Genomic DNA, 25,001 nt, shown 5'->3' with positions numbered 1-25,001 from the left:
TTCTCGGAGACGTCACACACATGTACGACGACAACTCGGCCGAACCCTTCACCGCCGACCTCTCGCCGACGGACTTCATCCACGCCGCGATGCAGTGGCACTTCTCCCCGCGCACCGGCTCCCCGTTCTGGGTCGAGCGCGCGAAGAAGCTGGACTTCGACCCACTGACCGACATCCACTCCTGGGACGACCTCGCCCTCTTCCCGGACGTCAGCGAGGAGTGGCGCGACACCCCGGTCGACCAACTGGTCCCGGCAGGAATCGGACGTGAGGGCTGGGACTTCCAGGTCTTCGACAGCGGCGGCACGACCGGCCGGCCCAAGCGCATCGTCGAGTCCCGCTCGCGGCGGAACGGTGTCCTGTGGGTGAGCGAGGTCCTCGCCGACCACGGGGTCCCCGGAGAGGGCGCCGGGCACTGGCTGCACATCGGTCCCACCGGGCCGCACATAGTCGGCCGCTCCGTCGGGCTGCTGGCCCACCTGCGCGGTACCTTCTGCCACTACATCGACTTCGATCCGCGCTGGGTCAAGCAGAGCGTGAAACAGGGCCGCAAGGAAGAGGCGTCCCGTTACGTGAAGCACATCCTGGGCCAGGCCCGGGACGTGCTGACCACGCAGCCCGTCTCCGTCCTCTTCGCCACCCCGCCCGTGCTGGAGGCGCTGGCCGCCGACGAGGAACTCCTCGACCTGGTCCAGCGGAAGGTTCGCGGCATCATCTGGGCGGGAACCAGCATCAGCCCGGAGACCCTGCGCGCCCTGGAGTGCGAGGTGTTCCCCGAGGCCGCCCTGGTCGGTCTGTACGGCAACACCATGATGGGGATCGCCCCCCAGCGCCCCAGGGACCCCCAGGCGGACGGTGACGAACGCTGCGTCTTCATCCCCTACCACCCCTTCAGCAGGGTGAAGGTCGTCGATCCGGAGAACACGGGCACGGAGGTGGGTTACGGCGAGCGTGGCCAGGCCAGGATCAGCCTGGTCACCCGCGACCTGCTGCTGCCCGGGACCCTGGAGCGCGACGCGGTCGTGAGGATCCGCCCCTCGTCGCGCTATCCGCAGGACGGCCTGGCCGACGTACGTCCCCTCGAAGGGGACAACACCGGCGCGCCGGTGGAAGGGGTGTACTGAAACATGACCGCCGACCTCACCACCGCGCCGCCGGCCGACCGGCGGCGCACCACCGCCTCCGTCCCGGTCGACCGGGACGGCCTGCTGGCCACCTGCCGCGAGGCCGTCGCCAAGGCCCGTGCGACCCGGGCCCCGGTGCTCGCCAGCTGGGCCGAACAGCACCTCCTCCCCGACCCGTTGACCCTGTGGAGCCGGGCCCGCCGCGCCACGTCGCGTTCCTTCATGTGGCAGTCGGCCTGGGACCGCGGAACCGTCATGGCCATCGGGACCGCACGCGATCTCCGCGGCCGGGGAGAGAACCGGATCGACGCCGTCCGTGCGGACTGGGCCGCACTCACCCGAGACCTGGTCACCGGCGGAGCCACGGTCACCACGCTCGGCAGCGGCCAGGGCCCGCTCGCCGTCGGAGGGTTCGCCTTCCGTGCCGAGAACCCGTCCGACCGCGTGCGCCTGCCGGACGCCCTGCTCTGGGTTCCGGCCCTCCAGATCCGCAGCGCCTGCGCCGATCCCGCGGACCCGGCGGACTCCATCGGTGCCGCCGAGCTGCGCCTCAATGCCGTGCTGCTCCACGACAGCGACCCGGAGCAGATCACCGAGGGCCTGCTGCAGCTGGCCGGGCGCTGCCTGGCGGCACGGCCGGCCCTCGAGCGGCCCGCCGCCCCGCCCGCGGGGGAGCGGACCCTGCGCAAGGAGGAGCTGCCTACTGCCGATTCCTGGAAGGGACTCGTCGGCCGGGCCACCGAGCGGATACGGGCAGGCGAGTTCGAGAAGGTCGTCCTCGCCCGCGAGCTGCGTGTCACCGCCTCCGAGCCCTACGACGTGCCGGCCGTCGTCGGACGGCTGCGCACCGCTAATCCGACGACCACCCTGTTCGCCGTAGACCACGACGAGCACGCCTTCCTCGGCGCCACTCCCGAATACCTGGTGCGCGTCGAGGGACGTTCGGTGGAGACGCTCGGCCTGGCCGGCACGGCGCCTCGCGGAAGCACACCGGAACACGACGAGGAGCTGGCCCAGGAGCTCGTCGAGAGCGCCAAGATCCAGCACGAACACGACGTGGTCGTCCAGATGCTCCGCGACGCGCTGGGCACGTCATGCCAGGACGTCAGCGCCGAATCCCCGCCCCGGGTGGTCAAGCTCGCCAACGTCCAGCACCTGTCCACGAACGTGCGGGGCCGTCTGCCCGAGGGCTCCGGTGCGGGCATCCTGGACCTCGTCGCACAGCTCCATCCCACCCCTGCTCTCGGGGGGCACCCCCGCAAGGCGGCGCTGAGCTGGCTCGACGACAACGAGGGACTGGACAGAGGCTGGTACGCCGGGGTCGTCGGCTGGGCCGACGCCGGAGGCCAGGGCCAGTTCGCGGTCACCATCCGCTCCGCGCTGCTCGACGGCGGCACCGCCTCGCTCTACGCCGGCTGCGGCATCGTGGGCGACTCCGACCCCGAGGCGGAGTACGCCGAGACCTGCGCGAAACTGCGCCCCATGCTGTCGGCCCTCCGGATCGAGGGGCCTTGATGCCCTTTCCGTCACCTGGTACGGCCGACGGGACGCACCCGTCCGAGACGCTCGCCCACCGGCTCGGCGTCCTGAACGACAGGCTGGTCGGACTGGAGTCGGTCGTGGTGGCCTTCTCCGGCGGGGCGGATTCCGCCCTGTTGCTGGCAGCGGCGATCCGCGCGCTCGGTCCCGGGCGGGTCCTCGCCGCCACGGGCGACTCCGCCAGTCTGTCGGACACCGAGCGTGCCGCCGCACGCGAGACCGCGGGAAAGCTGGGAGCCCGGCACCTCTTCGTCCGGACCTACGAGATGGACTCCGAGGGATACCGGCAGAACTCCGGCTCGCGCTGCTGGTTCTGCAAGGACGAACTGGTCCGGCGGCTGCTGGAGGTCGCCCGGGACCAGGGCATCAGAAATGTCGCCACCGGCACCAACGCGGACGACGTCGTCGACCGCTTCCGCCCCGGCATCAGGGCGGCCGCCGATCTCGGTGTCGTCACGCCCCTGGCCGACGCGGACCTGACCAAAAGTCAGGTGCGCGCGGCGAGCCGCGACTGGGGTCTGGAGACCTGGGACAAACCCGCCTCACCCTGTCTGTCCAGCCGTATCGCCTACGGGCTCACCATCAGCCGCAGCCGGCTCTCCATGGTCGAGGCGGCCGAACGCGCCCTGCGCGACACCCTGCGTCGCGCGGCCATCAGCTCCTACGACCTGCGGGTACGTGACCTCGGAGACCGCGCACTCATCCAGGTCGACCGGAGCGTCACCGCCGAGGTCGCCGACTGCGCCGAGGCGCTGGCAGCCGTCCGCGGAGCCGGCTTCCCGGCGGTGGACGTCGACCCCCGGGGTTTCCGCTCCGGCTCGCTCAACGAACCACTGTCACTGTCCGGGCACCACGTACAGAACGACCGGAGCACCTGAACCATGGACCGCGACGAAGTCCACGCGCTGCTGCGGCGCGTGCACACCGGCAGCGAGAGCGCCGAAGGGGCCTTGCGGGCCCTGCTCGACGGCCCGCTCTCCGGAACCGGCCGAGGCGGTGTCGACGACCTGGGCTTCGCCCGCCTCGACACGCACCGGGCCCTGCGTACCGGCGATCCCGAGGTCGTCTACGGCGCGGGGAAGTCCCCCGAGCAGACGGTCACCCTGCTCGGCAGACTCCGTGACCGGGCCGCGGACCGCTCCGCGGTGGCGACCAGGCTCCCGGACACGACGTTGACAGCGGTGTCCGAGGCCTTCCCCGGCGCACGGATCGACACCGTCGCCCGGTGCGCGGCCGTGGGCGGGCAACCGCCCGCCCGGGGCAGGGTCCTCGTCGTGACGGCCGGTACGTCCGACGAACCGGTGGCCCGCGAGGCGGAGTTCGTCGCCCGGGAGTTCGGCTGCTCGGTGGGCGTCGTGAGAGACGTCGGGGTGGCCGGTATCCACCGGCTGCTGGCGGTCCGCGACGAGCTCGACCAGGCGGACTGCCTCATCGTGGTGGCCGGCATGGACGGGGCGCTGCCCAGTGTGGTCGCGGGCCTGGTGAGCGTCCCGGTCGTCGCCGTGCCGACGAGCGTCGGGTACGGCAGCTCCTTCGGGGGTGTCGCCGCCCTGCTGACCATGCTCAACTCCTGCGGCCCCGGCGTGCTGGTCTGCAACATCGACAACGGATTCGGAGCCGCCGTCGCGGCGGCCCGCATGACCCGAAGGATGGTGCCGTCCCAGGCCGTGCCGGAGAACGGGCAGCGCACATGAGCACAGCTACTTCGGCCTGGTTCGACTGCTCGTCCGGAGCCTCCGGGGACATGGTGCTCGGTGCTCTGATCGACGCCGGAGCACCGGTCGGACCGATCCGGCACGCCGTGGAGGCCGTGGCTCCCGGCGACATCCGCATCCGTACCGAGCGCGTGACGCGGTGCGGCCTGGCGGCCACGAAGGTGCATGTCGACACGGCCGACGGCCCGCCCCACCGCACCTGGCGCTCCATCCGCCGGACGCTGGAGGAGGCCGCCCTGCCCGGTTCCGTCCGGGAGCAGGCGCTGTCCGTCTTCGCCCGGCTGGCCCGCGCGGAGGCCGCCGTGCACGGCATCGCCGTGGACGACGTCCACTTCCACGAGGTGGGGGCGCTCGACGCGATCGGCGATGTCGTGGGCTCCTGCGCGGCTTTCCACGAGCTGGGGATCGGCGCCGCGAGCGCGACACCGATCGCGCTCGGCAGTGGCACGACGCGCAGCGCCCACGGCAGGATTCCCGTACCGGTGCCCGCGGTGTTGCGGCTGCTGGCCGACCACGGCGCACCGGCCCGGTCCGGCGGGCTCCCGTACGAGATGTGCACGCCGACGGGGGCGGCCCTCGTCCTCACCTTCTGCCGGACGTGGAACGAACTGCCGCCGCTGAGGCTGAGCGGAGGCGGAACGGGCGCGGGCACCCGCGACCCCGAGGGCGTGCCCAACGTCCTGCGGGTCGTTCTGGGGGTCCCGGCGGATCCAGCCCCGCAGGAGGCGGCGGCCGACTCGGCCCGGACCACCCAGGCCGCGGTCGTCGAATGCAACATCGACGACCTCGATCCACGCATCTGGCCGCACGTACTGGACCGGCTGATGGCGGCCGGAGCCTCCGACGCCTGGCTCACGCCCATCCTGATGAAGAAGGGACGGCCCGCCCACACGCTGTCCGTCCTGTGCCCGCCCGCTCTGCTGCCGGACGTACGCGAGATCGTGATGACCGAGACCTCCACCATCGGCACCCGTGAGTACCGGGTGGAGAAGCGGGAACTGGACCGGCACTTCATCACCGTCCCGGTGGGGGAGGCAGCCGTCCGGGTCAAGATCGCCACACGCGACGGCTGCCCCGTCAACGCCCAGCCGGAGTACGAGGACGTGGCCGCCGCGGCGGAACTGCTCGGCGTGCCGCTCAAGACGGCGCTGGCGAGGGCCATCGCCGCCGCGAACACGGACGCGGCGAACCGGAGGCCGGCCCCATGAAGAACGTGATCGTCGTCGGTGCCGGCCTCGCGGGCCTGCGCGCCGCCGAGGAACTGCGCACGAGGGGATACGACGGGGAGCTGACGCTCCTCGGGGCCGAACATCACGCCCCGTACGACCGGCCCCCGCTGACGAAGGCCGTCCTGTCGGGGGAGTGCGACGACACAGCGCTGCCCGTGGACTGGCAGAAGCTGCGGTGCACACCGCTCCTGGGCCGCTCCGCGACGGGGCTGCGCCTGCACACCGGCCGGCCGGGCGGGGTCGTGACGACAGAGGCGGGACCGCTGGACTTCGACGGTCTGGTGATCGCGACGGGTGCGGCGCCGGTACGGCTGCCGGGCGAGGGGGCCCAGCACGTCGTGCGTACCGTGGACGACGTCCGCGCGCTACGGTCCGCGCTCCGGGCGGGCACACGCGTGGTGGTCGTCGGAGCCGGATGGATCGGGTCCGAGGTGGCTACCGTGGCCGCGGGACAGGGGTGCCGTGTGACGGTCCTGGAGGCCGGCGCCGCCCCCCTGGCCGGGGCGATCGGGCCGGAACTCGGTGCGCTGACCGCGCCCTGGTACGCCGACGCGGGCGTCGTGTTGCGCTGCGGAGTACAGGTCGCCTCCGTCGACGTGGGGGGACTGACGCTGGACGACGGGGAGTTCCTGGCGGCCGACGTCGTCGTCACCGGTATCGGTGCCCGGCCGGAGATCGGCTGGCTGGTGGGGTCGGGGCTGGAGACCGACCGCGGAGTGGTCGTCGACGGCTCGCTGCGCACGGCCCGGCCGGAAGTGGTGGCGGTGGGCGACTGCGCGGCCTGGTGGTCGCGGCGCTTCGGGCGCCGGCTGCTGGTCGAGCACTGGGACACGGCGCTCAACGCCCCCGCGACCGCCGCCGCGGCACTGCTCGGCCAGGAAGCGGTCTACGACCCGGCGCCGTACTTCTGGTCGCAACAGTTCGGGCGGTTCGTGCAGTACGCGGGTCATCACCCGGCGGGGAAGCGCATGGTTCTCAGGGGGGCGCCCGCGGCGGGCGGGGGCTGGACGGCGCTCTGGCTGGACGGCGACCGACTGGAGGCCCTGCTGACCGTCGACAGGCCCCGTGACCTGCTGCAGGGCCGTCGACTGGTCAGCGACGCCACACCGATGGACCTCGACCTGGCCCTCGACCCTGGCGTGCCGTTGCGCCGCGCGGTGCGCGGCTGATCCTCCTGCGTACGCCTCCTTCGCCGGGCCGCCGTGGCGGCCCGGCGGAGCCGTCTCAGGGACGGCCGGGGAAGGCGGCCGCAGCCGCGAGGAAGGCGTCGTTCTCCTGCGGCGAGCCGATCGAGACCCTGGCGCCGTCGCCCGCGAAGGCCCGGACCGCCACCCCCGCGGCGCCGCAATGCGCGCCGAAGTCCTGTGTCCGCTCACCGAGTCGCAGCCAGACGAAGTTGGCCTGGCTCCGGTACACACTCCACCCCTGGGCCGCCAGAGCCTCGCTGACCCGCTTCCGCTCCGCGACGGTCGCCTCCACCTGCGCCATCAGCTCGTCCTGCGAGCGGAGGGCGGCGATCGCGGCCGCCTGCGCCACGCCGTTCACGCTGAAGGGCAGGTAGGCCTTCCGGATCGCGCCGATCGTGAGCGGGTGCCCGACCACATAGCCGATCCGCAGACCGGCCAGACCGTAGGCCTTGGAGAAGGTGCGCAGGACCACCACGTTCGGCCGATCCTGGGCGAGCGTGAGCCCGTCGGGCGACCGGGTGTCACGGACGTACTCGCGGTACGCCTCGTCGAGGACCACGAGGCACTGCGCCGGCACCCGGTCCAGGAAGGCCTCCAGCTCCGGGCCGTGCACGACGGTGCCCGTCGGGTTGTTCGGGTTGCAGACGAAGATCAGGCGAGTCCGTTCGGTGACCGCGTCCGCCATCGCCGTGAGGTCGTGCACCCCGTCCCGCAACGGCACCTCGACCGCCGAGGCGCCCGAGAGCCGGGTGAGGATCGGGTACGCCTCGAACGAGCGCCAGGCGTAGACGACTTCGTCGCCCGGGTCCACGACCGCCTCCAGGAGCATCTGGGAGACACCGACCGAGCCGCAGCCGACGGCTATGTTCTCCTCCGGCACGACCAGCCGCCCGGAGATCTCGGAGATCAGAGCGGCGCAGTTGTTGTCCGGGTAGCGATGAACTCCCGACGCCGCTTCGGCGATCGCCTCCCGAACGGCGGGCAGCGGTCCGTACGGGGACTCGTTCGCGGCCAGTTCGTACGAGTGGCCTTCCGGTGAGCGCACCGGCTTGCCCGGCTTGAAGTTCACCAGCTGGTCAAGCGCCGAACGGAAACGGGGCGACCGGGCGGTGTCGGAGGGATCGGACATGCCTCTACTCCTGGGGGTGTGGGTGCTGCCTGGACGGCGGTGTGCGGTGACGGTGGCGGAAGGGGTCGCACCGCCTCCGGCACCGTCATGCCGCCGGTGGTCAGGAGGACGGCGCGGCCAGCTCCTGGAACACGGCGCCCGCGTGGGCGCCGTTCGCCACGTTGACCACGACGTCGCCCGAGGACGCGGGGGTGGCGCGGGCGAAGGCACCGCCGTAGCCGTTGGCCACGGTGAACACCCCCCACAGCGGGGTCCACGGCCGCAGTTCACCGGTCTCGTCGGGAAACAGCTCCTGCGTCGGGCGGATCCGGCGCTGCAGGATGTACGGCCCGTCCAGCGACGCGGTGATCTGTTCGTGCCACTCCTGCGCACCGAGGTCCTCCGCCCAGCCGAGCACGACTCCCGTGCCGCCGGACAGCGAGGTCGGCTTGAGCGCCAGGTCCTCGCGGTGCGCCAGCGCGTACTCGACCAGATCCACCCGCTCCCCGGTCTCCAGGGTCACCGGGCCCGGCCGGACCATCCGGGTCCAGGGCAGGATCCGGTCCAGACTGGCCAGTTCCCCGTCACCGAACAGGCCGCGGTTCGCCTCGTCGGAGAGCATCGCGAGGGCGCCCTTGCTGGCGTAGGCCGCGCTGTCGAGAGGCGTGAAGATCTGCACCTCGCCGCGCTCCGCGGCGTCCAGGACCGGGAACATGAGGGCGGGTGCCTCCGGCGACTTCAGCAGGTCCCCGATCAGGAAGGTGCGGAAGATGATGTCGACCGCCTTCTCACCCAGCCACACCCGGCCGTCACGCACCTCGAGCTGGCCGATGTGGCAGGGGTGCGCCTCGGGCAGCCCGAGCTCAGCCCATCGCTGCGACAGGAGCTCCATGTAGGGACGCATCTTGGGGAAGCTGTCCGGCCAGTCGGCCATCGCCACCACAGGACGGTCGCCCGGCCCGAAACCGCTCTCGGAGAGGATGTTGTTGACCTGCTCGGGGAGGGTGTCCACGAAGCCGAGGCCGCGTTCCTCCGCGAAGCCGGCGAGATGGGGGTGGGCGAGCAGCGAGCGGCACATGTCGGCGTTGTCCATGCCGCCGACCGCGCTGCCGATGTTGAGCTCCAGCAGTTTGAAACCGCTTCCGTCGGCGTACAGGTCCGCCCTGGTCTGACGGGTCATCGAACCGCCGCGGCCCTTCATGATGGCGGTGACCTGGATCTCGGTCAGCCCCACCGCGCGGGCGAACGCGGCGAAGTCGCCACCGAAGAGCCGGTCGGGGAGGCTGCTCAGCGCCGTCAGCAGATTCTCCAGGTCGGCGTGGAGCAGGCGCTGCTCCTCATGGCCGAGGAACAGCGGACGGGAGAGGTACTTGCCCGCGTAGAAGGTGTTGAGCAGGGCGGAATCCACCTGACCGCCCACCAGCTCACTCGCTTTCGCACCACCCTTCGCCAGTATGGTCAGGTATTCGTCGGTCAGGGAAACGCGGTCCATGGGAATGTCGCTCACATCATCTGTCGGGTGTGGGGCTGGGTGGGCAGGAGCCGAGCAGCGTGCCCGGGCTCAGCAGCTTTCCGGGGTCCAGAGCGGACTTGACCGCGCGCATGGCGGCGACCTCGGTGGGTGAGCGGGTCAGGTGCAGGTAGCGGGCCTTGGCACGGCCCACGCCGTGTTCGGCGCTGATGCTGCCACCGGCCTGCGAGACCCGTCGCAGGACCGCCTCGGTGACCGCTTCCTCCTCGCGGACCGGTACGTCGAGCAGGTTGACGTGGACGTTGCCTTCGGCCAGGTGCCCGAAGACGTACGGTCGCGCACGCCCCGCCAGCAGACCCGGCAGGTCGCCGACGAAGCCCGCGAGGTCGGCGAGCGGCACGGTGACGTCGAGCTTGACGGGAACCCCGGCGGCGTTGACCGCCTCGGTGTGCCGCTCGCGGTAGGCCGCGAGCCGATGCCGGTCGGCGTCGCGCAGAGCCACGGCCACTTCGCGCACCGAGGGGTGCTCCACCGCCTCGGCGAGTTCTCCGGCCGTGTCGTGGCGGCCGGCGCACTCGACCAGCACAAGGACGGGATGCGGCGTGCGAAAGGGCGCTGGCAACCCCGTCTTCTCCATGACCAGCCGCAGTCCGTCGGCGGTGAAGAACTCGGCCAGCTCCAGGGACTCGAGCCGGCGCAGCGTCACCAGCAGGGCGACGGCGGCCTCGAGCGAGTCGAGGGCCAGCAGGGCGGTGACGCGGTGGGGGAGGCGGGGGACCAGCCGGAGGCGGGCCCGGGTGATCACGGCGAGAGTGCCTTCGCTGCCGACGAGCAGGCCGGTCAGGTCGTAGCCCGCGTTGTCCTTGGGCAGTCCCGCCAGCCGGTCCATGACGCTCCCGTCCGGGAGCACCGCTTCGAGGCCCGCCACGTTGGCGCGGGTCGTACCGTACCTGACGACGCGTTCGCCGCCCGCGTTGGTGGCCAGCATCCCGCCCAGGGTGGCGGAGTCCCGGGAGGCGAGGTCGACTCCGAACTCCCAGCTCTGCGAGCGGACGTACCGCTGCAGGTCGGCCAGCGTCGTGCCCGCGCCGGCCGTCACCTGCTGCGCGCCGTGGTCGACGGGGCCGACGGAGGTGAGGCGGCGCAGCGACAGGACGACCTCGTCGCCGTCCGGGCCGGGCACCGAACCGCCGACCAGCCCCGTGTTGCCTCCCTGCGGGACCAGCGGGACGCCCAGGTCGTGGCACGCCCGTACCGCTGCGGCGACCTCGGCGGTGTCACCGGGGCGGACCACCAGCCGGGACCGGCCGGTGTACCGGCCGGTGAAGTCGGTCTCGTAGGAGGCGCGTACCTCGGGGTCGGTCAGCACATGGGCGGGCCCGACGACGGCCGAGAGCCGTTCCACGAGTCGGTCGGGATGCATACGGTCGGCTCCTGTCCGTCCTTCTCCGGTCCGGCTCAGAGGGCGGGCTCGAGCACGGGCCCGGTCACCGGGGCCTCCACCTGGATGTGGATGTCCTCGTTGATCAGCCGCTCGCACAGCGACACCGCGGAGTCGGTGTCGGCCGCACGCACCGACACGTAGCCGAGCCGGTCCCAGTTGTCACGGACCGACCGCACCGTGTCCCCCGGCCGTACCGACACGTGCGCGCCGAGCACGTCAGGGTGTGCGGCCACCTCTTCGACACCGGAGACGGCGGTGACGGTGCCCGGGTCGCGCAGCACGAAGCGCACACAGGCCGCGGCCACCGGCCGCGGCTCGCCGGCCAGCTCCTGGACCGCGCGCAGCGGCCAGCCGACCCCGTACGCCGCCAGGTCGATGCCGTACGCCGTCCTGACGAGTTCGCCGATGTGGCCGCCGCCGATCCGGTTGTGGGACTCGATCACCACGGGGCCCCGCGCGCCGAGCCGGATCTCGGTGTGGCTGGGTCCGTCGGCCAGGCCCACGGTGGTGAGGAACTCGGCCACCGCGTCGACCACCGTGGTCCGGTCCGCGGGGGAGAGACGGGCCGGCATCGCGTGTCCCAGCTCGGCGAAGTGGGCCTCGTCCACGAGTTTCTCCGTCACCGCGACCACGACATGGCGGCCGGCGAAGCTGAAGGCCTCGACGCTGAACTCGGGCCCGTCGATGTAGGCCTCCATGAGGAACTCGCTGACCTTGAAGAGCGTCGTGCCGCGGTCGGTGCGGCTGCCGAGGAGTGCGCGCAGGCGCTCCCAGACCGCCGGCAGCTCCTCGGGACCGTTCACCCGCGTCAGGCCGAAACTCGCCGTCGTGTCGGTCGGCTTGACGATGAACGGGTAACCGGCCCGCTCCCCGAAGGCCTCCAGCGAAGCCCGGTCGGTGACGCGCGCGCTCGGGACGGTCAGCCGGCTTCCCGTCGCGGCGAGGTGATCGCGCATCGCGCCCTTGTCACGCAGCCGTTTGATGACCTGGTGCGGCGTGCCGCCGAATCCGAAGTGGTCGTTCAGGCGGGCCGCCGTCTCGAGCCCTCCCTCGGTGAGGCAGACCACGGTGTCGAACCCCCAGACCTCCTTCGCGGCTTCGGCCAGCGGGCGTACGACGTCCCAGTCGGTGTAGTCGATCATCAGGAGCGCGTCGACGAGTCCGGTCTGGAACGCGTTGATCTTCTCCGGGTGCTGAACCAGCACGACGCGCGTGCCGAGGGCGGCGGCCCGTTCGACGTGGGTGTCGGTGCCCCCGAGGAGCAGCATGGTGCGGTCCGTACTCAACGGACGGTTCCTTCCGGTACGGGATCGTTGATGTCCGTCCGCCGCTCGCGCCAGCGGTACGGGCGGCGACGCAGCGGAACGGTCTCCACCAGGGCGCCGAGCCGCCGATGATGACGGGTCAGGGCGCCGAACGGAGCCTTCAGAGGCGCACTATAGGCATCCGTTCTCCGGATACGAAAGCGCGTCAAAGTAAAGGGATGGGTAATTTTCCGCACCCCGCCGCCGGAATGGATATTCCGTTTGTGCAGATGGGTGACGGTAATCAGGGCGAGGCCGGATGTCTTTGGCGCGAATGTGTCTGGCGTGGTGCCGGTTGCTGTGTCGCGGAGGGCTGGAACCCAATCAGGGAGGGGTTGTGGTGGAGGGTGATTCGCCGCAATCGCATGTGCCTGTGCCGACATGACCAGGCTTCGGACCTGCGCACATCGAGTGGAACGCATCGCCGAAATCACGTGCGCGGAAGGCATCCGGCTGTTTATGTTGTCCGTGCACTCCGCACGGGATCGAAAGGGAAGTCCTTGATGATTGCTTCGGTTCAAGACGACACTTCATCGATGCGCGTACATTCGTGACCGCGGGTACGGCTCTCAGGGAACGTCGGTATCGGTTCCTCGTCGCCGGATACGCGGTCTCTTCGTACGGCACCTATCTCAACCTGGTCGCACTGAATCTGTACGTGTACGCGGTGACCGGCCGGGCTCTGGCGGTCGGTATGTTCATGATCGTCAGATTCGCCGCGGGATTCCTGACCGGCCTGGTCTCCGGCCCCCTGCTCGCCCGTCGGTCCGCCAAGGACGTCATGCTCTGGGCGAACGTGCTCCAGGCCGCGGCGATGGGCCTGCTGGTGGTGGCTCCGGACGAGTTCCACACGCCGGCGCTGTTCACCGTCTCCGCCGTGGTCGGCGCCGCAGGCACCGTGTTCATGGTGGCCTTCCGCAGCTCGGTTCCGCACATGGTCGGCAAGGACCGGGCCATGTGGGCGAACTCCCTCATGGTCAGCTGGCGTTCCGCGGCCATGGTGGCGGGGTTCGCCTCCTCGGGCGCGGCGGTCTCCCTGCTGGGCTACACCGCTGCCTTCCTCGTGGACATGGCCACCTTCCTGATCTGTGCCCTCACGGTCGCGCTCGTACCCGTCGCACGGGGCTCGGCCGACCGACCGGAGCAGGAGGAAGGCCGCGAGGGCGGCGGGGCGGAGGGCCGGCCCGCCGCGGCTCTCGCCGTGCTGAGCGCCGTCCCGGCCCTGCTGCTCATGGTGGCGCTGCGCGGCGTCGACGCCCTGGGCTCCTCCTCGCACAACGCGGCCCTGCCCGTGTACTCCACCCAGCTCGACACCTCCGACCCGGCGATCTTCGTCAGTGTCTTCTGGTGCGTATGGGCCATCGGCAACGTCCTCGTCCAACAGGTGCTGCGCCGGTACGAGAAGCGCACGGGGCGCTCGGTCGGAGCGCTCGGGTTCGGGCTCGGCACCATCGCGATGTCCGCCACCTTCATCCTGGCGTTCGCCGGCTTCCCCTGGGCCGTGACCGTCCCGGTCGCCCTGCTCGCGGGCGCGGCGGACGGAATCACCGAAGTGTCGTACACCTCCCACCTGCAGACCCTGCCGAGTGCTCTGCGCGTCCACGCCTTCGGGCTCTCCGCCACCGTGGAGAACCTCGGATTCGGTATCGGCATGATCGCGGTCGCGGCCGCGCTGGACGCCTTCTCACCGCTGTCGGTCGTCGCCGTCGCACACGGCGCGGCCATCGTCGTCGCCCTGGTCTTCGTGGCCCAGGTGCTGGGACGACGCCGAGCGGCAGTGGGCGGCGACGACGAGAGGAACAGCAATGCGGGACCGGCGCGTGGCAGTCATCGGGATGGCGCTCAGGCTTCCGGGGGCTGACACCCCTGAGCAGTACTGGCGCGACATACGGACCGGGGTCTCGCATGTGCGGCCCTTCACGGCAGCCGACTTCGCGGCGGCAGGCGTCCCCCAGGACGTCTACACCGATCCCGACTTCACGGGGTCCAGTGCGCTCCTGCACGGGATCGACGGCTTCGACGCCGCGTTCTTCGGCATGAGCGGCCGAGAGGCGACCCTGACCGACCCCCAGCAGAGGCTGTTCCTCGAGTGCTGCCACCACGTGCTGGAGGACGGGGGATACGCGGGCACAGCCGATCGGGTCGGCGTGTACGCGAGCATCGGATACCGCCTCTACTCGCTCCACAGCTATCTCGCCTCCCAGATAGGGGAGTCGGGTCTCAGCGACGACTGGGTCCGGGTCAAGCAGATCCAGGTCGGCAACTACGCCGACTTCACCGCGAACCGCGCCTCGTACCGCCTCGGCCTGAACGGTCCCGCGGTGAACGTCGCGACGGCCTGCTCCAGCGGGCTCGTCTCCGTCCATCTGGCCTGTCAGGCACTTGTCGCGGGCGACGCGGACATGATGGTGGTGGGCTCGGCGGCGCTGCACCTGCCACAGATCACCGGGCACCGGCACGTCAGGGGATCGACGATCTCCCCCACCGGAGCGGTACGTGCCTTCGACGAGGGGGCGGACGGCACGGTCGGCGGCAACGGGGTCGCCGCCGTTCTGCTCAAGCCCCTGACCGCGGCACTGGCGGACGGGGACACCGTGCACGCCGTCCTCCTGGGTTCCGCGGTCACCAACGACGGCGCGGACAAGGGGGGCTTCGCGGCGCCGGGCGTCGCGGGCCAGCGGGACGCCGTGCTGGGCGCGCTGGACAGCGCCGGAGTCGGGGCGGAGACGATCGGCTATCTGGAGGCACACGGGACCGGCACCTTCAAGGGCGATCCGATCGAGTTCGCCGCGCTCACCGAGGCGTTCCGCCGGGACACCGACCGCAAGGCGTTCTGCGCGCTCGGCTCCACCAAACCGGCCATCGGCCACCTCGACAGCGCCGCCGGACTCGCCGGCCTGATCAAGGCCGTCCTCGTACTCCGGGAGGGGACGGTTCCTCCCCTGGTGAACTTCACCCGGCCCAACCCGCTGCTCGGCGTCGAGGACAGCCCCTTCACACTGCCGCGGCAGGCCACGGCCTGGCCGGCGGGCGGCCCCCGCCGCGCGGGCGTGCACTCCATAGGCATGGGCGGCACCAACGCACACGTCATCGTGGAGGAGCCTCCGCCCGCCCCCGCCCGGCCCCGGGGCGCCCCGCTGCCCGCCCTGCTGCCGCTGTCGGCGCAGAGCCCGCAGGCGCTGGCGGACAGTGCCCGTGCGCTCCTCGACACGTTGCGCGGACGCCCGGATCTCGATCCCGCCGATGTGCTGATGACCCTGGGCGCCGGGCGGCGCCATCTGCGCCACCGGCTGGTCGTCACCGCACCCCCCGAGGAACTGGCCGGGGCGCTGGACACGTTCCTGGACGACCAGGCCGGACGGCGGCCCGCACCGGGGGGAGCGGGTGCCGCGTACCACACCGGAACGGTGGAGGACGGGCAAGAGACCACGTCCGCCTTCGTCTTCAGCGGCCAGGGAAGCGGCCGGCCCGGCATGGCCGCCGCGCTCGCCGGACGCTTCCCCGTGGTGGCGGAGGTCCTCGAGGAGTGCGCCCGGATCCACCGGCAGGAGACCGGAGAGCTCGATTTCCTGGACCGGCTGCTCACCGACGAGGGGCCGCGGCAGTGGGACACCGCCTTCGCCCAGCCGGCGATCTTCGCACTGCAGGCCGCCCAGACCCGTCTCTGGCGGCACCTGGGCGTGACACCCTCCGCCGTCGCCGGACACAGTGTCGGCGAGTACGCGGCCCTGCACGCCGCGGGCGCCCTGTCCGTCGAGGACGGCATGAGGCTGCTCTGCCACAGGGGACGACTCATGCAGAGCACCGAACCCGGTGCGATGCTCGCCGTGTTCAGCCCGTTGGAGAGGGTCCAGGAGCTGCTCGCCGAGCTCAACCGGCCGGCCCGGGGGGCGCAGCCGCACGGCCGGCTCGAACTGGCCGTGTCCAACGGGCCCGCTCAGCACGTCGTCGCGGGCCGGCCGGGGGCGGTGGAGGCCGCGCGGCGCCGGCTCACCGAGACGGGGGAGGCGAGCGAGCCGCTTCCGGTGGACCGCGCCTTTCACACCGCCCTGCTGGACCCGGTTCTGGGGGAGCTGCGCGACCACGCAGCCAAGGTGGTCCTGCGGCCGGTGGAGGTGGAGTTCGTCAGCGGGCTGGAAGGCACCGTCCACCCGCCGGGCTGGCTGCCGGACGCCGACCACCTGGTGCGCCAGGCCCGGGAGCCGGCCGATTTCCACGCCGTCCTGCGGGCGCTGGCGTCCGTCGGCGTCCTGGTCGAACTGGGCCACGGCGCTTCCCTCACGGGTATGGCCCGCAGAGCCTTGCCCGGCACCCCCTGCGTTCCGACCCAGCCCCGCGCCACCGGCCTGGAGGGTCTGTGGGCCGCGGTGGCCCGGCTGCACTGCGCCGGCGCCGGCCTCGACTGGGCGGCGCTGCTGGACGACTCGGCGGGGCGGCGGATCCCGCTGCCGGGATACCCGTTCCAGCACCGGTCGTACTGGACCGGGCCCCCGCCACACCCCCTACCCGCACAGGGCCACTCGCCCACGAACGAAGGTTCCATGGAGGACGGCATGACCGAGCAGGACGTACTCGAGCGGATACTCGAACTCACCGCCCGCCATCTCGGCTACGAGACCGAGGGGGTGGCAGCCCGGCAGACGTTCATAGGCCTCGGGGCGGACTCGCTCCAGCTCATCGGCATGCTGAAGCAGCTGGAGGGCGAGTTCGGGGTGCGGCTCGCGATCCGGGACGTACTGGAGGACGCGGGGACCCCGGAGCTGACAGCCCGTCTGATCATCTCCCGCAGAAACGGGGACGCTCCCGGCGCCGTACCCGCCCCGGCCGCTCCGCCGGCGACGGTCGCCCAGGCCCCGGCCGCACCGGCTGTCGCCGAGATGCCCGCCGACGCGCCCGTGGCGGCGGCAGGAGTCACCGCGGCCGCGGATCAGTACGCGCACCGTTCGGACATCGCCGAGCTCAGCCGCCAGATCGACGTACTGGCCGAGACCCAGGCCGCCATGCTGGTCCAGCTCTCGGAGGCAATCGCCCTTCTCGGTGCCGAGCGTGTGCGATGAGCGGGACCGCGGCGGACCGGTCCGCCGAACTCTCCCGGAAGGTCACCGCGCAACTCGCCGCAGCCGGTGCGCGGCTCCCTGCGCCTTCCGCCGGACGCAGCCCACAGCCCGCCCCCGCCGCGCACGGCCCTCGTGTCGTCCTCCCTCCGGGCTCCGGCATGGCGGGCGACGGCGCCGACGCCGCGCAGCGAGCCCATGCCCAGGACCTCGGGCGCCGGCTCGCCGAGCGCACGCGTACCTCGAAGGAGCTGGCCCAGAGCCGGCGGGCCGTTCTCGCCGACAGCCGGGCTGTCGTCGGCTTCCGCCGCTCCACCAAGGAGACGCTGTACCCACTCGTCGCCCGCTCGGCGCGCGGGGCACGGCTCACGGACGTCGACGGCAACGACTACACCGACATCACCATGGGCTTCGGCGCCCTGCTCTTCGGGCACGAGCCGGAGTTCGTGACCCAGGCGGTGCGGGAGCACCTCGACAACGGCCTGCGCTTCGGCCCCCGGCCCGTCGAGGCCGGCGAGGTCGCCCAGATGCTGGCCGACATCACCGGTCTGGAGCGGGTGGCGTTCGCCAACTCCGGTACGGAGGCCAACTCGGCCGCCCTGCGTCTGGCCCGTGCCGCCACCGGACGCGACCGTGTCGTCATGTTCCGCGGCTCCTATCACGGCCACATCGACTCCGTGCTGGGCCGACCGGGTCCGGACGGCGGACGGGCGGTTCCCGTCACCCGGGGAATCCCGGACAGCGCCGTGGCCGATCTGCTCGTACTCGAGTACGGCAGCGCCGAGGCCCTGGAGACCATCGACGCGCTCGGCGACACCATCGCCGCCGTCGTCGTGGAGCCCGTCCAGTGCCGCAACCCCGGGCTGCGCCCCGTCGAGTTCGTGCAGGCTCTGCGCGCGCTCACCCGGCGGCGCGGCATCGTGCTCATGTTCGACGAGATGCTCACCGGCCTGCGCCCGCACCCGCGCGGTGCCCAGCACCACTTCGGTGTCGTCCCCGATCTCGCGACCTACGGCAAGGCGCTGGGCAGCGGTTACCCGATCGGGGCGATCGCGGGCCGCGCGGACCTGCTGGACGGGGTGGACGGCGGCTTCTGGCAGTACGGTGACGACAGCCGCCCCGAGACCGAGACCACCTTCTTCGGCGGCACGTACATGCAGCACCCGCTCTCCATGGTGGCGGCGAAGGCGGTGCTCACCCGCCTCGGCGCCGAGGGGCCCGCCCTCCAGGAGCGGCTGAGCGCCCGCACCGACGCCTTCGCCAGGGGACTGAACGACTTCTTCCGGGAAGAGGAATTCCCCGTCGAGCTGGCCCACTTCGGCTCCATGTTCCGGTTCACGCACCGGGCCGACATGGAACTCCTCTACCAGCACCTGCTGACGCGTGGTGTCTACGTGTGGGAGTGGCGCAGCTTCTACCTGTCGACCGCGCACACCGACAGCGACATCGAGCGGGTGTCCGACGCGGTGAAGGAGTCGCTGCGCTCTCTGCGTGAGGGCGGCTTCTTCCCGACGACCCGCCCACGCTCCGTGTCGCGGTCCCTGCCCCGTTCGAAGCCCGCACGCCCCCGCCCGGCCCCCGACTTCGGGGTCTACTTCTTCGGCGACTACCCCGACGCCGAAGGCGCCGGGGAGGGACAGCGCCCACCGCTGCCCGCCGACGCCTACGAAGAGATCATCGAGACGGCGCGCTTCGCCGACAGCCACGGCTTCAGCTCGCTGTGGGTGCCGGAGCGGCACTTCCACTCCTTCGGCGGCCTCTTCCCCAATCCCTCCGTGCTGGCGTCCGCGCTGGCCAGGGAGACCAGCCGCATCCGGCTGAACGCGGGCTCCGTGGTCCTGCCCCTGCACGACCCCGTCCGGGTCGCCGAGGAATGGTCGGTCGTCGACAACCTGTCCGGCGGGCGGGTCGGGATCGGCTGCGCGACCGGCTGGCACGCACAGGACTTCGCCCTCCATCCGGACCGCTTCGCGCGCCGCAAGGAGACCGGCCTCGCCCACCTCGACGACGTACGGACGCTGTGGCAGGGCGGGACCCTGCGGCGGACCGCCGGGGACGGCCGCGACACCGACATCCGGATCCACCCCCGCCCCGTGCAGGACGCACCCCCGATGTTCCTCGCCACCTCCGGGCGGCGGGACTCGTACGAGGAGGCGGCGGAGCGGGATCTGGGCATCGTCACCAACCTGATGAACCAGACGGTCGCGGAACTCGCGCAGAACATCCGCCACTACCGCAAGGTGCGTGAACGACACGGTCTCGATCCGGACGCGGGGCGGGTGACCGTACTGCTGCACACCTACCTCGGCGAAACTCACGCGACCGCCCGTGCCCAGGCCCTGGAGCCGATGAGCCGATACCTGCGCGCCTCGCTCCAGATGCGCGCCGCCGCCGGAGCGCTCGGGGGCAGCCCGCAGGACGTGGCCACGGCCAGTGACGAGGATCTGGACTACCTCTTCCGCCGGGCGTACGACCGCTACTGCGACGAACGAGCACTGATCGGCACCCCCGAGACCTGTTCCCCGATCGTGGACGCACTACGGGAGGCGGGCGTCGACGAGATCGCCGCACTGGTCGACTTCGGCATGCCCTCCGACCTGATGCGCGCCGGGCTCGAGCGCCTCGACGCACTGCGTGCCCGGCACCACGACCAGGGCCCCCGCCGGACGGCCGGGGAGCCGGCGCCCGTCACGGAGGCGCAGCGCCGGCTCTGGCTCGCCTCCCAGCTGATCGGCGACCCGGCGGCGTACAACGAGGTCCAGGCCGTGCGGCTGCACGGCACCCTGGACGAGGCGGCACTGCGCGAGGCGGTGGGCGGCCTCGTGGAGCGGCACGCCGCACTACGGACCGTGTTCCGCGCGGGCACCGGGGACGAGACGGTCCAGCAGGTCGTCCGGGACGGTACGCAGGTGGCGCTGCAGGTGTCGGACCTCCGGGGGCAGGACGCCGACGAGGCCGTCGCCCGGGTCATGGCGCAGGAGAGCGGGAGGCCGTACGACCTGGCCGAGGGCCCGCTGTTCACCCCCCGTCTGCTGATCCTCGCCGAGGACGAGCACGTCCTGGTGCTGGGCATGCACCACATCGTCACCGACGGTCACTCCGCCGCTCTCGTGGCGGCCGACCTGGAAGAGCTCTACACCGCTGCGAGCGAGGGCCGTGCCGCGCACTTCGCGAGGCCCGCCGGCACCACCGTCGCGGCAGCCGCAACCGAGCGGGATCCGGCCGACCTGGAGTGGTGGCGGCGCACGCTCCACCCGCTGCCGCCCGTGCTCACCCTTCCCACCGACCGGCCGCGCGGCCGACGCGTGGCGGGGAGCGGCGCGGCCGCGGAGATCCGCTTCGACGCCACGCGCGTGACCCTGCTCCAGGACTGGAGCGGTCAGCGGGGCGTCACCCTCTTCGCCACGCTGCTGACGGGGTGGCAGATCGTCCTGCGGGAGCGGTCCGGACAGGACGAGTTCGTGCTCGGCTCCACCTTCGGACGGCGCACGGCGGAGAACGCCGACACCGTCGGCTTCCACGCCTGTGTGCTGCCCCTGCGCGCGTCGGTGACGGGGACGACGTCCCTGACCGACGCCGTACGGTCGACCCGGGACGCCCTGTTCGAAGCGGACGCGCACCATCAGGTCGACCTGGACGCACTGCTGGCGGCCGTCAACCCCGACCCCGGCAACCCGCGGCCGTTCATCAGGGTGTCGGCCGACCTCGACACCGCTCCCCTGACCCGGATCCGGCTGCCCGGACTGCGCGCGGAAGAGGTCGACGGCGGCACGGAGTCGGCGCCGCTCGAAATGGCCCTGATGGTCATCCGCGCCGGCTCGGACCTGCGGCTGCGCCTACGCTACGACGCGGATCTCTTCAGCCCCGGGACGGCACGGGCGTACCTGGACGATCTCGACCGCGTCCTCGCGGCCATGGAGGGTGGCGGGGCCGAGCTGGTGCGGGACACGGCGGCGCCCACCGCGACAGCCGTGACCGCGTCGCCGGCCGAGGGGCCGGGCACGGAGGAGCTGCGCGCCTTGTGGAAAGCGGTCCTCCAGGCCGATGCCGTCACCGACGACGCGGACTTCTTCGATCTGGGCGGCAACTCGATCGCGGCGATCCGGCTCACCAACCGCGTCCGTGACGAGTTCGACGCCGACCTCGCGCTCCAGGACTTCTTCGCCGACCCCACTCTGGAGGCGATGGCCCGCCAACTCGGGCTCGCCAGGCCTCAGGAACCGGCCGGCGCCGCCACCGGTGCCACGGAACCCGGCGCCCCTGCGGGCACCGCGCCGGCGGACGACGTCGTGGAACGGGCCCCGGTCAGCGACCAGCAGCAAAGGATGATCGCAGGCCACTACTCCGTACCCCAGCCGCAGGTCTGGAACGTACCGACGAGGATCCGGTTCCGGGGGCCCCTGGACCCGGACGCCCTGCGCACGGCCTACGACGAACTGGTCGCCCGCCACTACGCCCTGCGCATGCGCTTCGCGCAGGATGACACGGGGGCCTGGTGGCAGGAGGCACTGGCGGCCGAGCCCGCCCGGCTCCCCGTCGACGACCTGACCCGTCTGTCCCCCGCGAAGGCGTCCGCCCGCGCGGACGCGGTGTGCCGACGGCTGGCCGCCGCTCCCATCGACATCACCCGCTCGACGGTGGCGCCGCTGAGACTGCTGCGCATCGCCGAGGACGAATGGCTGCTCATGTTCGTCCTGCACCACATCTGCGCCGACGGCTGGGCCCACTCGGTGCTCGTCACGGAACTCGCCGAGCTGTACGAGGCGGCCGCGGCCGGCCGGCCGCACGGGCTGACGCCGCCCGCGTCGCAGCCGACGGACCACGCCCGCCGCCAGCGGGAGGGGAACGACCCACGGACCGAGGCCCGCCGCGCCGCGTACTGTGCCGCCTACCTGGACGGCGTGCCCGTCCGGCTCGACCTGCCGACGGACCGCCCCCGGCCCGAGACCCTGAGCGGGAACGGCGACACGGTGCGCGGTGTACTCCCCGGCGAGGTGCGGGCGAGAGTCGAAGCCCTGGCCACCGCCCGCCGGGTGACTCCGTTCGCGGTCTCCGTGGCGGCGCTCGGTGTTCACCTCGCCCGTATCTCGGGCGTGCGGGACATCCTGCTCAGCGTCCCGTACGCGAACCGTGAAGGCGTGGAATCCGAATCGCTCGTGGCGATGACGAGCACGGCCGTGATGGTCCGGGTGCGGGTAGACCCGGAGGAGAGCTTCGCCGAGCTGGTCGGCCGGACGGGAGCGGAGGCCCTGGGCGTCATGGCCAACGTCCTGCCCACCGCGCGCATCATGCAGGCGATGCGGGAAGCGGGGGCGGCAGAGGTTCCCGACCGGGTCCCCTACGTCCTGGCGTTCCAGAACTACCCGGACACCGACATCGAGATTCCCGGCCTCCAGGTGGAGGTGGAGGACCTGGCGCCCCCCGTGGCCCGGGCCGAACTCGTCTTCGGTCTCTCGCCGCGTCGTGACACCGGCCTCGGCTACCGCACCTTCCTGGAGTACTCCGCAGATCTGTGGGACAGGGAGACCGCCGCGGACCTGCTGTCCTCCTACGCGACGCTGATCGCGGACCTGAGTGCCGACCCCGACCGCCGGATCGATTCCCTGCTCAGCACCGACACGACGCCCCGAGAGGCGGATCCCGCATGACCATGGTCACGGACGCATACGACCGCGAGGACCTGCTCGCCTTCCTGCGGTCCAGTTCCTCGCCCTACCACGCGGTCGAGGAGTCCACCCGCCGCCTGGAGAAGGCCGGGTTCCAGGAGCTGCGCGAGACCGATGAGTGGACCGGCGGCAGCGGGGGCAGCTTCATCGTCCGCGCGGGCGCCCTCATCGCCTGGTACGTCCCCGAAGGGGCTCCCGCCCATGCCCCCTTCCGGATCGTCGGCGCACACACCGACTCCCCCAACCTGCGGATCAAGCCGACGCCTGACACGACATCGGCGGGCTGGCGCCAGGTCGCCGTGGAAGTCTACGGAGGAGTTCCCCTCAACACCTGGCTCGACCGGGACCTCGGCATCTCGGGACGGCTCACGACGCGCGACGGCGCCTCCGTGCTCGTCAAGATCGACGAACCTCTTCTCAGGGTCCCCCAGCTGGCCATCCACCTCGACCGCACCGTCAACGACGGACTGGCTCTCGACCGGCAGCGCCAGACGCAGCCGGTCTGGGCCATGGGCGGGGCGGAGCCTGGCGCGCTGCTCCGCCGGGTCGCGACCGCGGCCGAGCTCGACCCGGCACAGATCCTGGGATGGGACCTGATGCTGCACGACATCCAGGCCCCGGGGCTGCTGGGTGCCGAACGCGAGTTCCTGGTGTCCTCGCGTCTGGACAACCTCGTCTCCGTGCACGCGGGTGTCACCGCGCTCACGTCCGCCGCACGGCCGGAGAAGGGCGACCGCACCGGGCCGCTCCAGATCCCCGTGTTCGCGGCCTTCGACCACGAGGAGTGCGGCAGCGGATCCGAGACCGGGGCCCGCAGTCCGATGCTGGAGAGGGTGCTGAGCCGCTCGGTCGGCAGCCGCGGGGGCAGTGGCGAAAGCCTGTCCCGGGCCCTGGCCGGCTCGCTCTGCGTCTCGTCCGACATGGCGCATGCCGTCCATCCCAACTACAGCGAGCGGCACGACCCGGACAACCACCCGCTGCCCAACGGCGGCCCCGTGGTCAAGGTCAACGTCAACCAGCGTTACGCGACCGATGGCACCGGCTTCGCCGCCTTCACGGCTGCGTGCGAGCGGGCCGGGGTGCCGTGGCAGTCCTTCGTCTCCAACAACGCCATGTCCTGCGGCACGTCGATCGGCCCGATCACGGCGGCCCGGCTGGGCGTGACCACCGTCGACGTGGGTGTACCCGGCCTGTCCATGCACTCCGCGCGGGAGCTGGTCGGGGCCGAGGACCCCGGCCACCTCACCAGGGCCCTCACCGAGTTCGTCATGTCGGGCTGAAGGCCGTCCCGCCACCGCCCCGTCCCTTCGAGGAAAGACAGAGCGTGTCCGTAAGAAACTTCGTCATCAGAGGCGCCGCCCCGCAGGACGCCACCCTGCGCGTCGTGCTCGTTCCGCACGCCGGTGGGGGCGCGGGGAGCGGTCTGGCCTTCGCTGAGCAGGCGCCGCCCGAGTGGCTCGTGGCCACGGCCCGCCTGCCGGGAAGGGAGTCGCGGGTCAAGGAGGACGTCCCCGACCTGCCCGGCCTGGTGGACGACGTCGCGTCCGTCATCCGCTCGCTGCCCGGTGACGCCCCTCTGATCGTGGTGGGGGTGTGCTCGGGCGCCGTCATCGGGCTCGAGGCCCTGCGCACCGTGCAGCGGGAGGACGCCGGATGCGTCGCCGGTCTGGTGGCCGTCTCGCAGTGGGCGGTGACGGAACAGACGGGCCCGGGCAGGCGCTCTCTGCGACACACCGAAGACACTTCCCAAGTGCTCGAAATCCTCGAGGAGTTCGGGGGCATCCCGAAGTCGTTGCGGGACAACGCGGAGATGCTGGCGTTGGTACTCCCGGCCGTCGTCGGGGACATGCGTGCCGTCGAGGACTACACGTCCGGTCCCGACCCGGTCCTCCGATGCCCGCTCCTGACCGTGTTCGGTGACGAGGACGAGCTGTGCCCGGACGAGAGGACCGCCGACTGGGCCCTGTTCAGTGAGGACGTCCGCAGGGTCTGGGTGCCGGGTGGCCACATGCTGCTCGCCGAGAGCCCCGGCACCCTGGTGGACGCCCTCGCCGGAAACCTCGACCACTTCACCACCACGCGGCCCTGAGTGTGACCACGGGCCCGGGCCGAGGTGCCCGGCGCCGCCCGGAACGCCGGGCCCGTACTCCGGGACGAGAC

16 protein-coding genes are annotated in these 25,001 nt (G+C 72.0%); 11 read left to right on the top strand and 5 right to left on the bottom strand.

All coding sequences use genetic code 11. The features are described from left to right. Positions 1-20 precede the first annotated feature (20 nt). Genes ACFYSH_RS24815 through ACFYSH_RS24790 form a run of 6 tightly spaced genes read left to right on the top strand, consistent with a single transcriptional unit; the run spans position 21 to position 6,776 of the window. Positions 21-1,124, top strand: coding sequence for a phenazine biosynthesis protein (locus tag ACFYSH_RS24815; protein ID WP_359470918.1), 1,104 nt, complete (start codon positions 21-23; stop codon positions 1,122-1,124). 3 nt (positions 1,125-1,127) lie between these two features. After that, positions 1,128-2,639: an isochorismate synthase MenF gene (locus tag ACFYSH_RS24810; RefSeq protein WP_388755300.1), complete on the top strand. Its 1,512-nt coding sequence runs from the start codon at positions 1,128-1,130 to the stop codon at positions 2,637-2,639. Beyond that, positions 2,639-3,541, top strand: coding sequence for an ATP-dependent sacrificial sulfur transferase LarE (gene larE / locus ACFYSH_RS24805; protein WP_359470924.1), 903 nt, complete (start codon positions 2,639-2,641; stop codon positions 3,539-3,541). Before ACFYSH_RS24810 ends, larE begins: the two co-directional genes overlap by 1 nt. A gap of 3 nt (positions 3,542-3,544) precedes the next feature. Further along, entirely contained in the window at positions 3,545-4,357 is an 813-nt protein-coding gene (larB, locus tag ACFYSH_RS24800) for a nickel pincer cofactor biosynthesis protein LarB (RefSeq protein WP_388755297.1), read from the top strand. Continuing rightward, positions 4,354-5,586: a nickel pincer cofactor biosynthesis protein LarC gene (gene larC / locus ACFYSH_RS24795; RefSeq protein WP_388755294.1), complete on the top strand. Its 1,233-nt coding sequence runs from the start codon at positions 4,354-4,356 to the stop codon at positions 5,584-5,586. The genes larB and larC overlap by 4 nt, the downstream gene beginning before the upstream one ends. Further along, complete coding sequence (locus tag ACFYSH_RS24790) at positions 5,583-6,776, top strand: NAD(P)/FAD-dependent oxidoreductase (protein ID WP_388755292.1); 1,194 nt, start codon at positions 5,583-5,585, stop codon at positions 6,774-6,776. The genes larC and ACFYSH_RS24790 overlap by 4 nt, the downstream gene beginning before the upstream one ends. 55 nt (positions 6,777-6,831) lie before the next feature. On the opposite strand, the gene hisC is transcribed toward ACFYSH_RS24790, so the two are convergent. From hisC to ACFYSH_RS24765, 5 genes are all read right to left on the bottom strand, one after another. Beyond that, positions 6,832-7,923 carry a histidinol-phosphate transaminase gene (hisC, locus tag ACFYSH_RS24785; RefSeq protein ID WP_388755289.1) on the bottom strand — a complete coding sequence of 364 codons (1,092 nt, stop codon included), beginning with the start codon at positions 7,921-7,923 and terminating at the stop codon, positions 6,832-6,834. A 100-nt stretch (positions 7,924-8,023) separates the two neighbouring features. After that, on the bottom strand, positions 8,024-9,394 hold the full coding sequence (locus tag ACFYSH_RS24780) for a hypothetical protein (RefSeq protein ID WP_388755286.1): 1,371 nt from the start codon (positions 9,392-9,394) through the stop codon (positions 8,024-8,026). A gap of 16 nt (positions 9,395-9,410) precedes the next feature. After that, complete coding sequence (locus tag ACFYSH_RS24775) at positions 9,411-10,796, bottom strand: FAD-binding oxidoreductase (RefSeq protein WP_388755284.1); 1,386 nt, start codon at positions 10,794-10,796, stop codon at positions 9,411-9,413. Between the two features lie 35 nt (positions 10,797-10,831). Further along, positions 10,832-12,103, bottom strand: a complete 1,272-nt coding sequence (locus ACFYSH_RS24770) for an ATP-grasp domain-containing protein (protein WP_388755281.1) — start codon at positions 12,101-12,103, stop codon at positions 10,832-10,834. Next, positions 12,100-12,504, bottom strand: coding sequence for a hypothetical protein (locus tag ACFYSH_RS24765; protein ID WP_388755278.1), 405 nt, complete (start codon positions 12,502-12,504; stop codon positions 12,100-12,102). The genes ACFYSH_RS24770 and ACFYSH_RS24765 overlap by 4 nt, the downstream gene beginning before the upstream one ends. A gap of 167 nt (positions 12,505-12,671) precedes the next feature. On the opposite strand from ACFYSH_RS24765, the gene ACFYSH_RS24760 reads away from it, so the two are divergent. From ACFYSH_RS24760 to ACFYSH_RS24740, 5 genes are read left to right on the top strand one after another with little or no spacing between them, the layout of a single operon-like run. After that, positions 12,672-13,982, top strand: coding sequence for an MFS transporter (locus ACFYSH_RS24760; RefSeq protein WP_359470950.1), 1,311 nt, complete (start codon positions 12,672-12,674; stop codon positions 13,980-13,982). Then, entirely contained in the window at positions 13,942-17,178 is a 3,237-nt protein-coding gene (locus tag ACFYSH_RS24755; RefSeq protein WP_359470952.1) for a beta-ketoacyl synthase N-terminal-like domain-containing protein, read from the top strand. Before ACFYSH_RS24760 ends, ACFYSH_RS24755 begins: the two co-directional genes overlap by 41 nt. After that, a complete protein-coding gene (locus tag ACFYSH_RS24750; protein ID WP_388755274.1) occupies positions 17,175-22,823 on the top strand; it encodes a MupA/Atu3671 family FMN-dependent luciferase-like monooxygenase in 5,649 nt (1,882 codons plus the stop codon). Before ACFYSH_RS24755 ends, ACFYSH_RS24750 begins: the two co-directional genes overlap by 4 nt. Beyond that, entirely contained in the window at positions 22,820-24,121 is a 1,302-nt protein-coding gene (locus ACFYSH_RS24745; protein WP_359470957.1) for a M18 family aminopeptidase, read from the top strand. Before ACFYSH_RS24750 ends, ACFYSH_RS24745 begins: the two co-directional genes overlap by 4 nt. Before the next feature lie 44 nt (positions 24,122-24,165). After that, positions 24,166-24,930 carry an alpha/beta fold hydrolase gene (locus tag ACFYSH_RS24740; protein ID WP_359470961.1) on the top strand — a complete coding sequence of 255 codons (765 nt, stop codon included), beginning with the start codon at positions 24,166-24,168 and terminating at the stop codon, positions 24,928-24,930. Positions 24,931-25,001 lie beyond the last annotated feature (71 nt).

The organism is Streptomyces sp. NPDC005791 (genome assembly GCF_042871485.1).
Lineage (GTDB): Bacteria > Actinomycetota > Actinomycetes > Streptomycetales > Streptomycetaceae > Streptomyces.
The sequence above is the reverse complement of the archived record's forward strand: the minus strand, read 5'-3'. Positions and strand labels throughout refer to the sequence as shown.

What these genes read in the sequence shown, in the direction of transcription:
- ACFYSH_RS24780 (WP_388755286.1), bottom strand. Translation starts at nt 9,394, where the DNA reads ATGGACCGCGTTTCCCTGACCGACGAATACCTGACCATACTGGCGAAG.
- ACFYSH_RS24745 (WP_359470957.1), top strand. Translation starts at nt 22,820, where the DNA reads ATGACCATGGTCACGGACGCATACGACCGCGAGGACCTGCTCGCCTTC.
- larB (WP_388755297.1), top strand. Translation starts at nt 3,545, where the DNA reads ATGGACCGCGACGAAGTCCACGCGCTGCTGCGGCGCGTGCACACCGGC.
- larE (WP_359470924.1), top strand. Translation starts at nt 2,639, where the DNA reads ATGCCCTTTCCGTCACCTGGTACGGCCGACGGGACGCACCCGTCCGAG.
- ACFYSH_RS24815 (WP_359470918.1), top strand. Translation starts at nt 21, where the DNA reads ATGTACGACGACAACTCGGCCGAACCCTTCACCGCCGACCTCTCGCCG.
- ACFYSH_RS24775 (WP_388755284.1), bottom strand. Translation starts at nt 10,796, where the DNA reads ATGCATCCCGACCGACTCGTGGAACGGCTCTCGGCCGTCGTCGGGCCC.
- larC (WP_388755294.1), top strand. Translation starts at nt 4,354, where the DNA reads ATGAGCACAGCTACTTCGGCCTGGTTCGACTGCTCGTCCGGAGCCTCC.
- ACFYSH_RS24810 (WP_388755300.1), top strand. Translation starts at nt 1,128, where the DNA reads ATGACCGCCGACCTCACCACCGCGCCGCCGGCCGACCGGCGGCGCACC.
- ACFYSH_RS24765 (WP_388755278.1), bottom strand. Translation starts at nt 12,504, where the DNA reads ATGTCGGCACAGGCACATGCGATTGCGGCGAATCACCCTCCACCACAA.
- hisC (WP_388755289.1), bottom strand. Translation starts at nt 7,923, where the DNA reads ATGTCCGATCCCTCCGACACCGCCCGGTCGCCCCGTTTCCGTTCGGCG.
- ACFYSH_RS24750 (WP_388755274.1), top strand. Translation starts at nt 17,175, where the DNA reads ATGAGCGGGACCGCGGCGGACCGGTCCGCCGAACTCTCCCGGAAGGTC.
- ACFYSH_RS24790 (WP_388755292.1), top strand. Translation starts at nt 5,583, where the DNA reads ATGAAGAACGTGATCGTCGTCGGTGCCGGCCTCGCGGGCCTGCGCGCC.